Source organism: Kitasatospora sp. NPDC085895, assembly GCF_040702125.1.
GTDB classification, from domain to species: Bacteria; Actinomycetota; Actinomycetes; order Streptomycetales; family Streptomycetaceae; genus Kitasatospora; species Kitasatospora arboriphila.
In genome coordinates, this window is record NZ_JBFBJY010000142.1 from 1 (window position 1) to 11,951 (window position 11,951).

Annotated in this window: 7 protein-coding genes; 6 read left to right on the forward strand and 1 reads right to left on the reverse strand. The window is 61.6% G+C overall.

Features of this window, described 5'->3' with window-relative positions:
- Positions 1-497 precede the first annotated feature (497 nt).
- From AB0442_RS40155 to AB0442_RS40180, 6 genes are all read left to right on the forward strand, one after another.
- Positions 498-1,616, forward strand: a complete 1,119-nt coding sequence (locus tag AB0442_RS40155) for a prephenate dehydratase domain-containing protein (protein WP_366168466.1) — start codon at positions 498-500, stop codon at positions 1,614-1,616.
- 266 nt (positions 1,617-1,882) lie between these two features.
- Positions 1,883-3,652: a thiamine pyrophosphate-binding protein gene (locus AB0442_RS40160; protein WP_366168467.1), complete on the forward strand. Its 1,770-nt coding sequence runs from the start codon at positions 1,883-1,885 to the stop codon at positions 3,650-3,652.
- A 99-nt stretch (positions 3,653-3,751) separates the two neighbouring features.
- Positions 3,752-5,257, forward strand: coding sequence for an aromatic amino acid ammonia-lyase (locus AB0442_RS40165; RefSeq protein WP_366168468.1), 1,506 nt, complete (start codon positions 3,752-3,754; stop codon positions 5,255-5,257).
- Positions 5,254-6,840, forward strand: coding sequence for a class I adenylate-forming enzyme family protein (locus tag AB0442_RS40170; protein ID WP_366168469.1), 1,587 nt, complete (start codon positions 5,254-5,256; stop codon positions 6,838-6,840). Before AB0442_RS40165 ends, AB0442_RS40170 begins: the two co-directional genes overlap by 4 nt.
- 239 nt (positions 6,841-7,079) lie before the next feature.
- Positions 7,080-8,162: a 3-oxoacyl-[acyl-carrier-protein] synthase III C-terminal domain-containing protein gene (locus AB0442_RS40175; RefSeq protein ID WP_366168470.1), complete on the forward strand. Its 1,083-nt coding sequence runs from the start codon at positions 7,080-7,082 to the stop codon at positions 8,160-8,162.
- Between the two features lie 385 nt (positions 8,163-8,547).
- Positions 8,548-9,726: an IS256 family transposase gene (locus AB0442_RS40180; RefSeq protein ID WP_366168472.1), complete on the forward strand. Its 1,179-nt coding sequence runs from the start codon at positions 8,548-8,550 to the stop codon at positions 9,724-9,726.
- 123 nt (positions 9,727-9,849) lie between these two features.
- Here the strand turns inward: AB0442_RS40180 and AB0442_RS40185 are convergent, their stop codons facing one another.
- Complete coding sequence (locus AB0442_RS40185) at positions 9,850-11,529, reverse strand: IS1182 family transposase (protein ID WP_366168471.1); 1,680 nt, start codon at positions 11,527-11,529, stop codon at positions 9,850-9,852.
- Positions 11,530-11,951: the final 422 nt, after the last annotated feature.

Here is an 11,951-nt window from a genome sequence, read left to right on the forward strand (position 1 = left end):
AGCGAGCATCACACCGCAGGACGAATCATCAGGAACCGGACAGCCCAGCCGAACCCCTCATGCCGGCGCGCGCGCGTGAACGATCGAGGCTGGCCGGCAGGCAGAACATCGCCGCAGGCCTTCGCCATCACGCCCGCGACCCCAACCGCCCCCTCGCCACCCTCCGCATCACCTGATCAAAACCGACACATCGCGAGAACGACGCAGCCCTGCACCCGGACCATCAAGATCCGAGTGCGCCTGGTACCCAACATCCGGGATCAAGCCCCCACCGGTCAGAATACCTAAATGACGCCGCGCTGATGGTTCTCTAGGGGAGATGATTAGGGTGGAACCCTGATGGTCGATTTGCCCCAATTTGCGATGTTGGGTCTGAGGGTTGGAAACGGTGATACTCCGAACGCAGGGAAGGACACCAGCTCCGAGGCTGTACGCACTGCCGGCGAGTTCCGAATAGATTTGTGGTGCAGTGTCGCTCGATTAAAGGAGACTGATACATGGGACCTGTGCGACGCGGCCATGCCTTCCTAGGGCCAAGTGGAACCTTCTGTGAGAGCGCTCTTGTGGCGCTGTCTGACCCGGCGGGTGCACCGCGCATCGCAGTGCCATCCGTGGAGGCCGCCATTGCCTCCGTGGTAGCAGGTCAGGCTGAGGATGCCGTCATTCCCATAGAATCCTCAATGGGCCTGATCGACGACTCACTTGACCATCTCACGCATGGAGTCAGGATCCTTCGCGAGACATGGGTTCCGGTCCGCTTCGTTTTGGCCGCCCTGCCAGGGACGCAACTGCATGATGTGCGTCGCATCGCTACTCATTCTCAAGCGTACGCCCAGACACAAAAATGGCTTAGCAAGAACTTGTCCGAAGTTTCTTATCAACCGGCATCTTCAACGGCAAGAGCTGCCGAAACCTTACGGGATCCTGATGCCGCGCACGACGCTGCAATCTGCTCACCTTCGGCAGCCGAAAAATATCACCTCAGAATACTTGCAGCTGACCTCTCGCCAGATTCACAACCGCACACTCGTTTCGTTAAAGTCGGGATTTCCCGCAGAGAGTATCTATCTGATCCTACTGGCGACGATACCACCAGCCTTGTGCTTGCAGGATCGACTCACAACCTGTTATCTATTGCCGGAAAACTGGCCGCCTGTCAAGTGGAAATTCTGAGGGTTCGCTTTCGCTTCAATGCAAAGAATGCAGCCTATCGCGGATATCTCTGGCTGGATTGTCGTGGTCACATTAGCGAGCATTCTCTCGCCACCGCCATCTCGGCTATCCGATGCCGCGCGGATCTGCGTGTCATCGGCTCCTATCCAACATCGCAGCGCCCACCTGCAGACAGCCGCGAGGAAGGTGCAGCAGGTTTTCGAGCCGTGCTTAATCATCGTGCCGCGACGCAGTATGCAATGCTTTCCGACCCCGCCAAATTGGCAGCAAGTAATCTTCTCTCGCGTATCGCTGATGACCCGCAGTACTGTCCGCGCTATAGGCGGGATTGGCCATCGCAATGGCGGCTAGGAACCTTCAATTCTTGGGGACTCCTCACCTATCTCAACGTGCACAGCCAGCACCAAAGCATCATTCTGTGCATTGATTGGGCAGGGGAATGACTGGGTGCTCAGGAATTACTTCAGTCGTCCATTTTGTGTTAACTGACATGGCATCTGAAGTTATATCCAGATTCTTGCTTGGTTGACGAAAATTTCTCTGCCCCGAGACAGGTCCAAGAACTCTAGCCAACGGACACTCTCGAACAGGTCGCTGTCGGGTCCACGCAACGGCAACTAGCCGTCGATTATGAGTCCAGACCCATGGCCTTCTGGCATCCGCGCGGCAACTGGCAGCAGGCCGGCGATCATCGCGGAGCCTCGCCGTAATGAACTTTAGGATCGACATGAGAAAAGCAAGTGACATGCGCGCTGGATTTGAACCATCGGAATCCTCGACAATTGCAGCCGATGCAGTGATAAGCGCCCTGTTCGAAGCCGGCGTGGATACCTTCTTTGGCGTTCCTGGAGGGCCGGTGATGCCTTTGTTTGATGCAGTTCTCCGGCACCCGCATACTCGGCTTATAGAATCGCGCCATGAGACGACAGCCGTTTTTTCTGCGATGGGTTACTGGGTTCAATCAGGACGCGTTCCAGTAGTGCTGGTCACCGCCGGACCGGGAGGAACAAATGCAGTCACTGGAATGGCGGCAGCATTTTGTGAAGGGGTGCCCGTCGTAGTTCTCTGTGGAGACGTCGCATGGGAAAGCACCGGGAATATATGCCTGCAGAACATGGGACCAGAAGGAGTCGACATTGAGAATGTTGCCAGATCCGTGAGTCGTGCGACGTTGCGCTTGCCGGAGGCGTCCACAGCATATGGGTACGCCCGGTATGCAGTTGCGGCTGCAACCGCTCCTGGCGCCAACGGCCCGGTACTCCTGGTCCTGCCGCTCGATCGCGCCGCAACAACCATCTCAAAATCGAATGCGATAGTGGCACCGGACAGCCAGGGCACCCTGCCAGTTGCGGACGCCGACACTGTCAAGAAGGTAGCGCATTGCCTGGCCGGGGCAGAGCGACCTCTTGTGGTGGTGGGGGCCGCATGTAGAAATGCCACCAGTGAGGTGAAAGCGTCTGTCGAGACACTGGGACTGCCCTTCGTAACGACGCCACGAGGTAAGGGAGTGCTGGATGAAGACCATCCGTTGTCGCTGCGCTCAGGTGGCATGGCAGCCTCCTGGTGGGCGCGACGTTATGTCAGCGAAGGGGTCGACGTCGCCTTGGTGCTTGGCACCGATCTGGACGATGTCTCCATCGGACCAACTCAGTATGTAAGGCCCGGAGGCGAACTCATCCACATCGACCTCGATGCCCGGGTATTTGGCCGCGGACTGCCCACTACACAGGGGATCGTGGCAGACTTGAGAGCTTTCACGGCGGATCTGGCGGCGATTAGCCGAAACTTTCAGATTAGAAATCCATATGGCGCGGATCTCCGATCTCGTGCAGTTCAGGAATCACCATTCGACTGTCCCGATTTTGCCATCGACGCCGCCAGCCCAGTGGCTCCGCACCGTGTTTTGCACGATCTCGAGCATGCAGTTGGACCTTCAGCACGGTTCGTCTCGGACATCGGCGAACACATGCTGTTCGCCCTACACTACCTAACGGCCCGTACAGTGAACTCCTTCGGCATCCACCTTGGCTTGGGCAGCATGGCATCTGGAATCGGATCGGCAGTCGGGAGAGCCATAGCTGATCCCACGTCACTCGTGGTGTGCATCTGCGGAGATGGTTGCATGCAAATGGCGGGAAGTGAACTCCTGGTGGCGCGCAAGCATAACCTCCCGGTTCTGACAGCCGTATTCAATGACAGCCGCTATAACATGGTGTATCACGGTTACAGGCAGCAGTACGGCCGTACTGCTGCCTGGTCTTCGCCCGACATCGACTTCAGTCTTTGGGCTAGGTCTCACGGAATCCCCGCAACAGTAATAGACCGGCCCGGCCAGATCACCAGCGAGTTGGTAGAAGGTCTTATGGCGTATGGCGGACCAGCCCTTCTGGATATTCGGCACGACGCTGACGTGCGCATCCAGGGTGCTGGCAGAGTTGAGACTCTGCAGCAAATGTCCCTCGCGCATTCGGATACATGACTTAAACCAGGTAAATCCCTTGCAATCACCCCCTGGAAAATTTTTGGCCAATGGCTGGCCGACGATGAATGCGATCTCGCTCCAGATTGTGACAATCGTATGGAACCACTAACTGTCAACAGCCTGATCCGGGCAGAAGACATAGAGCTTGCCGCCAATCCGTTGCAGATCGTCCTACCTTCTGCCGTGCGGTCGACAATTGCCCGATGTCATGACTACGTGAATGACGAGATTGCCAGAGACCGGCCGATCTATGGAATAACTACAGGCTACGGGGCTCTGGTGAATCACATCGCCAGCCACGATTCCGATGAGCGGGCACGAGGTCTGATCGACTTTCTTACGGTCGGCCAGGGAGACCCGCTAGCTCCAGCTGTGGCTCGAGGCATGCTGCTGGTGAGGCTGATAGCGCTGAGTCGCGGACAATCCGGGATTTCTTTGCCGTCCATCGAGGCTCTAGCATCCTTTCTGGAGACGCCGCTGGCCCCGGTCGTGCCAGAATATGGATCAGTAGGTGCTAGCGGAGACTTGATTCCACTAGCCCATGCGGTACAGGCTCTGACGGGGCGCAGCGAGGTCTTCCTTTCAGAGCGCCGAATTCCAGCCGACGAAGGCCTGCGGCAAGCCGGCCTGACTCCGCTGGTCTTGACAGGTCGCGACTCGCTAGCCCTCGTCAATGGCACCGCACTCACCGGAGCTGCCTCAGCACTCGCGGTCTCCCAGGCCAAGCGCTCAACCATCGCATCGCTGTACCTGACCGCTGGGCTTGCCGAACTGCTTGGTGCTGGCCCTTCATTCGCAGACATCAACCTTGCAGCCTCCAGCGGTCATGCCGCGGTGAGCTGGGCCGCCGAACGGCTTCGCGACCTACTCTGCGCCGGCAGAGTGGCTAGCGGCAGGCCTCTTCAAGAGGTCTACAGCCTACGTTGCACCCCGCAACTGGTCGGTGCTGCAGTCTCCGCGCTCACCTGGGCCAACGGCGCCATACAGGACGACCTCAACGGGGTCAGCGACAATCCTCTCTTTTTTCCCGACCTAGACAAGGTCGCCCACGGCGGCAACTTCTTCGGACAGACTCTCGCCTTCGCAACAGACCTGATTGCTAACGTTACGACACAACTGGGAAATCTGGCAGAGCGGCAACTAGACCTGCTCGTCGACCCCCGGCGGAACGGTGGCCTACCGGCACTCCTAACCTCAGAACCAGGTCGGCGCCACGGTCTGACCGGCCTGCAAATCTCCGCCACTTCCCTAATCGCGGCCATGCGCCGCGACTGCACTCCCGCCGGCATGCAAAGCATTGCTACTAACCTGCATAACCAAGACATCGTGCCCTTCGGTAACCAGGCCGCGCTGACCGCACTGCGGCAGACGAAACGTCTTCGCGTGATCCAAGGCATGCTCGGGCTGGCACTGCGCCAGGCCTACTTTCTCCGTGGGCACGATCCTGCAGCTTCGGGAGGTCAAGACCTGCTGGCCGTGTTGTCTACCATCGACCCCATAGTGGAAGACCGCCCTTTGGATTCAGATGCACGCCATGCGGCTGACGCGCTTGACACCCTGACCGCAGATGCCGCTTGCGACCTGGCAAGAGGCATCATATGAAGAGGATAAGCAGCTCCCGACCGGCGTCCGTCCCAAGCCACGAGCTTTCCGTCCTCGACTCGATCGAGCGGGCTGTGGCTATCGCAGCCGATCAGCCTGCGACTGTCGCCCCTAACGGGCTAGTGCACACGTGGCGGCAGGTATATCAGCGGACTGCTTCGTTGGCGGCTGGCCTGCTGGCATTGGGCCTGCGCCCGGGCGACCGGCTGGCGGTCGCGCTACCCAATCATCCTGATTACCTGGAATGCTTCTACGCCTGCGCGATGGCCGGCCTGATCATAGCACCACTAAATACGCGCTTGTCACCGGAGGAACTCTCGCGCTACATCGATCTGATCGACCCGGCTGCGATAATCACTGACACCACCTTCGCCTTGGATATCAGGGCACAAAACAATCGAATCTTCATCCTGGCAGGCAACTCGGACCGCAACGATCCCCGCGAGGGAACTGTTCTGTTCTCGGACCTCCTGCACACGGACCCACTTCACACGCCAATTCGGCGTAGCGAAGACGAGCCGGCCGCGCTCTTCTCAACTGGAGGAACCACAGGGACCCCCCGGGCCGTGATCCTGACGAGCCGTAACTTGGTCACCAACGCCTATCACGTGCAGATGTCCCTGAATTACAGGTCAACAGATCGTTACCTGCATGCTGCGCCGATGTTCCACGTTGCCGACTGCGCTTCCCTGTTCGCTATTACCTTGGTGGGAGGAAGCCATGCGTTCCTGCCTGCCTTTTCCGCCGGGGGCTTCGGCTCGCGACTCGAAGCTACGCGGTCCACCGCTACGCTGCTGGTACCCACCATGGTCCACTTGCTGCTCGATAATGCCGCTGTCCAGGCCGCTGATCTCTCGTCATGGCGGCTGCTCTTCTACGGTGGCGCCCCTATGTCTCCAGCCACTCTCAGCCAAGCGATGCAGCAACTACCATGCTCTTTTGCTCAGGGATATGGCATGACCGAGCTCTCCCTGGCCACGGTTCTCGGTACTGATGACCACAACCCACAATGCGGTAGAGACAACCGCGACATGTCCCGACTCCGCTCTGCTGGGCGCCCAGCGCCTGGAGTGAAGGTACGTGTTTCAGACTGCGCTTCTGACGGCGTCGGCGAGGTCCAGGTCAGCGGTCCGAACACGTTCGCTGGCTACTGGCGCGACCTGAACACCACGGTGGCGACCTTTACGGCCGACGGCTGGGTCCGTACCGGAGATCTCGGTTTCCTGGACGCCGATGGCTACCTTCACCTCGTTGACCGCAGCAAAGACATGATTATCACAGGCGGAGAGAACGTCTATTCGACCGAAGTCGAGTATGCCTTGGCCTTGCATCAGAGTGTCGCGGAGGTCGCCGTCATCGGTCTCCCAGATCCCCGGTGGGGGGAACGTGTCCACGCTGTTGTTGTCCCCCATGCCGCCTCTAATGCCACTATCACCGCCGCCGAACTCGATCGATTCGCCCGCGACCACCTTGCCACATACAAGACCCCCCGCAGTTATGAATTCGTTGACAGGCTACCCAAGACCGGGCCCGGAAAAATCAACAAGAAGGAGCTGCGAAAGAGTAGAATCAATTCGCGCTGAAATCCCCAAAGGGGGAGATGTGATCCGGATGGCGACGCGGTCGCCGATCCATATTCTCGGCCGAAAGGATCCCTCAGGGACTGGCTGATGGCTCCTGCTTTGCTTACAAATCCCTGGGTATCGGGCCCCTAGTTTCACTTCGGCATTTCTGACCTTCTATAAATGCCGGGCGAGCGCATCATTAATCCGCGCACCTCGAGAGACTGATTCAAGCGATAGGAAAGCGAACGGAAGAGATTGTGAAATTCGAAAACATCGGCATAGTCGGTACCGGAATCTGGGAAGGTCCCACTGTTAGCAACTCTGACTTCTCACGCTACTATCCTGGCTGCCACCGATTGAGCGATCCTCTCAGGGGAGACGTATCGGTCGAGGGGACTGTCCAGCTGGCGGGGAAGGTTCTGGACCCCGCAAAGTTCCCGCAGACCGTGAAGATACTTAAGGAAACCATCGGAGATCCCTTCCGCGGAGCCAGGGAGAGGCTGATACTTCCCAATGGGGTGAAATCATCAGAAATCGAGACCGCGGCAGCGCGACGCGCACTATCGGACGCTGGTATTGAGCCCGGTGATGTTGACTTCCTCCTCGTCCAGTCCTTCCTGCCCGACGAGATCCAGCCTCACAACGCCGCACTCGTAGCCCATAAAGTTGGAATTACCAGAGCGCCATCGTGGAATATTGACACTCTATGCAATAGTGCGATAACGCATATGCTGGTTGCATCTTCACTAATTGCGTCCGGAGTGGCAAAAAATGTGCTCTGTGTGCAGTCTACTGCGTACTCAAAAGTCTTCGACATGACCGAGTCTGTGGCTCGCACGGTTGGCGACGGTGCCTCGGCCTTCGTTATTGGAAAATCCAAAGGTGCATCGATCACAGGCGCATGGCGCACGGATGGAAGTTTGTATCCTGGGATTACTCTGAAATACGCCTCAAGCGGAAACATGGGGGTTCCATTGCCAAATCCGCGCGTAATGTTCGATCGTCAATCAGGCGTAGAAGTGGTGGCGGCACTTGAAAAGTATTCCCGTCTGGTGTGTGGCGCGGTCATTGAGGATTTTGGGGTGGTCTATTCGGGCATCGATGCATTCATCTGCAATCAGAATACGGTCTGGATGCCATCATATACAAGCGAGATTATCGGCATTCCCACAGAAAAGCTGTTTCATACTTACAAGGAGTACGGGAACGTCAACGGGGTCGGCCTTGCGGCAAGCCTGCACCACGCGCGGAAAGGCGGAAGGCTTACAGCAGGATCCAAAGTCCTCGTGTTTGGAGCAGCTGGCGGATTCACGGCAGGCGCCGTGCTGCTTGAGAGCTGATCCCGATTCACCAGCACGTCAACCTCGGTTCGACGTAAGCATTCACGAGGTTCGGGCGGCTGTGGCCTTCCTGCGATGTGACAGGTCCAGTTGCGGGTTCAGCGCGGTGTGTGCTCGTATCTGTTGCTGAGCCTGTCACGCCGGGTGGGAGGGCAGGGCTCCGGCATAGTCGCGACTTGCCCGGATTGTCCGAACCTTCTCGGCTGACTCTGGAAGCGAGCCTCGCAGCTCAGCTGCGTCCGGCCGGCTCGGAAGTCAGGGGACAACTCAGGCATTCCGCGACCTTGCCGGGGCCCTGGGCATGGGCCCGAGGAAGAACACGGATGCGTCGGATGTGGTGGCGTCGGTCGCCGAGCTGGCGGCCGAGCAGGCCCGGGCCGGCGGGATGCAGCTGCTCGGCGAGGGCGGACTGCTGCAGCAGCTGACCCGGCACCTGCTCCAGCAGGCGCTGGAGGCCGAGATGGACGAGCACCTGGCCTCGACCGCGGAGCCGGGCCGCTCGGCGCGCAAGGGCGGCAACGCGCGCAACGGCTACCGGCTGAAGACGGTGATGACCGAGGCCGGGCCGGTCACGCTCGAGGTCCCGCGGGACCGGGCCGGCACGTTCACGCCGAAGGTCGTGCCCCGGCACGCCCGCCGCACCGAGGGCCTGGACAACCTGGTCATCTCGCTGACCGCGAAGGGCCTGACCTCCGGGGAGATCGTCGCGCACCTGGCCGAGGTCTACGACATGACCACCAGCAAGGAGACCGTCTCCACCATCACCGACCGGGTCCTGGAGGGCATGGCCGACTGGCGCACGCGCCCCCTCGACCCGGTCTACCCGGTCCTGTTCATCGACGCCGTGAATATCAAGGTCAGAGACGGACAGGTCGCCAACCGGCCCGTCTACGTCGTCCTCGGCGTCACCACCGACGGCTACCGGGACATCCTGGGCCTGTGGACCTCCAGCGGCGGCGAGGGTGCCAAGTACTGGCAGTCCGTGCTCACCGAGATCAAGAACCGCGGGGTCAAGGACTGCCTGATTCTCATCTGTGACGGCCTGACCGGGCTGCCCGACGCGGTCGCCCAGGTCTGGCCGCAGACCGTGGTGCAGACGTGCATCGTCCACCTGCTGCGGAACTCCTTCCGCTACACCTCCAAGCGGGACTGGGCGGCGGTCGCCCGCGACCTCAAGCCCGTCTACACCGCGCCGAACGAGACCGCGGCACTCGAGCGGTTCGCCGAGTTCACCACCACCTGGGAGGCGTCCTACCCGGCCGTCGTGCGACTGTGGGAACGGGCCTGGCCCGAGATGGTCCCCTTCCTCGCGTTCGACGCCGAGATCCGGAAGATCATCTGCACGACCAACGCCATCGAAAGCCTCAACTCCCGCTACCGCAGGGCCGCCGGCGCCTGCGGCCACTTCCCGAGCGAGCAGGCCGCCCTCAAACGGCTCTACCTCGCCACCCTCGCGCTCGACCCCACCGGCCGCGGCCGCCAACGCTGGAGCAACCGCTGGATGGCCGCCCTGAACGCCTTCGACATCACCTTCGACGGGCGCCTGTCAGCCGGACGGGCGTAGGCCAACCGGCCCACGCCCGACAGCAAGATCAACACATAGTCCAACCGGGTGTCGTACACCTAGAAGTCTCCTGAAGATCTTGCTGGCAGAAGGGGGTCCTGGGGCGGGAGGTCCCTTCTGCCGTTATGCGGTGGCTGGGGCCAGTGTCCAGGTGCTGCTTGCGCGGGTGAGTCCGAGGTTGATGAGGCTGCGGAGGTTGAGGGCGGCGGCGCGGTTGTGGAGCCAGGTGTTGTTCTTGAGGACGCCTCGGTAGGGGACGCGGCGGTTGCCCCGGGCGACGAGCCAGGCGATGGCGCGTTCGACCGGTGGCCGCCAGCGGCGGTACTCGTCCTGCCATTCCTGGCTGGTGGCGGCCTGGTCCCGGGCGGCTTTGAGGAGGTCGTACTGGGGGTGAACGTTGAAGGTGCGGCCCGTCTTGGAGCGGGTGCAGTGCTCGCGCAGGGGGCAGTCGAGGCAGAGTTTCTTGAACTGGGCCTGGCGGTTGCCGTTCGCGAGGGGACGGCCGAGGGGCTTGGCGTGGCCGGCCGGGCAGGTGACGGTTCCGGCTTCGGTGTCGACGTGGAAGTCGTCGGTGGTGAAGCCGCCGGGGACGGCCTGCCGCAGCGGTGGCGGCTTGATCACCAGGGTGTGGCCGTCCGCTTGGAGGGCCTCGCACAGTTCGCCGGTGCCGTAGGCGGTGTCGCCGAGCACGGTCAGGTCCTGGTCCTCGTCGGCGAGGAGGTCTTGGGCGACGGCGGCTTCGTGATTGTCCGCGCCGCTGCCGGCGGTAAGGGCGACCTCGGTGAACAGGCCCGCCTCGGGCTCGAACGCGGCGTGCGCGCGGTAGCCCTCCTGGTGGCGGGTGCGGTTCTTGTGGATGTGCCGGGCCTCGGGGTCGACGGTGGAGACCACGCGGTCGTGGACGGTGCGCTGGGCGATCCGCCACCGGCCGTCGCGGCCGTCGGAGCCGTCGGCAGGCTCGACGTCCTGTCCTGCGACCAGGGCCAGCAGCCCGAGGGCGTCGGCCGCGGCGTCGCCGAGCTGCTGGTCGGGCAGGCGACCGAGCAGGTTGATCGCGTCGGTGGCCAAGGCGTCGACCAGCGTCTCCCGCGCCTGCTGGTCGTTCCAGGCGGTCCTCGGCTTGCCGGGGTCGGTGTAGTCGTGGGCGGTGCACCACCGCGAGGCGACCTGCTGGGCGTTGGGGACGTCGCGGATCACGCGCCGGATCGCGGCGATCAGCTGGGTGACGGTGTCCTGCGTGGCAACCGCGTCGTCGAGCACGGTGGAGTCCAGCGCACGGCGGTTCTTGCCCTTGAGGACGCCGGTGGCCGCAACGACCTCCTTAACCTTGGTGAACAGCCGCATCGGATCCGCCGAGCGTTGCAGCCGCCGGCGGAAGTAGGTCAGCAGTGAGGGGTCGAACGCGGTGTCGTGAAGGCCCAGGCCGCAGGCGGCCTTCCACCGCAGATCACAGCGCAGTTCCTGGACCGTCTCGAAGTCCGACAGCCCGTGCAGGCTCTGCAGCACGATCGTCGCGGCAAGGATCTGCGGCGGCATGCTCGGCCGCCCGTTTGCCGAGGGGTACATGTCCGCGAACATCTCCCTCGGGAACAGCACCTCCCGATGCTCGGCCAGGAACGCGAACACGCTCCCGGCCGGGATCAGCGTCCGGCACGTCTCCCACACATCCGGCCCGACCAGCTCACCAGCCCAGTCCCCCTGCACGGAAACCAGTCTGGCCCACGTCAGCTGACAGGGACCAGAACCAAAGATTTTCAGGAGACTTCTAGATCGTGATAGTCCCGCCGCTGTGGCTGGCCCCATCGGATCGGTTGTGGGTCGTGGTTGGTCTGGGGTGTTGTGGGTGGGATGGGAGGTTGTCGGGGTTGTTCGGGTTAGGGTGTTTTGCGGTTCCTTGATCGTTTTCTTCGGGGTGTGGCCGTGTTGCGAGTCCCTGGGCTGGGGGTCTCGGTGATGCGTCGGGAATCGTGGGTTGTGTGAGTTATGGTGGGACTTCTTGCTGGTCTACCCGGTAGCCCGATAGGTGGGGCGGCGTGGCGCGCTGTCGCCGTTGCAGTTGTTGGATGTCCTCGTTCGATCCCGCCTGCGCCGGCGACCAGCTGCTGAATGCCGGCCTCGGCACGGTGCCGTCGGGGGTCGCGCGTGCGGCCGGGGGCAGCCCCAGCCCGGCCGCACGGCGGACGGGGCGTCTGTGCACGCGACACGGTCGTTAAACGGGCCTGGGA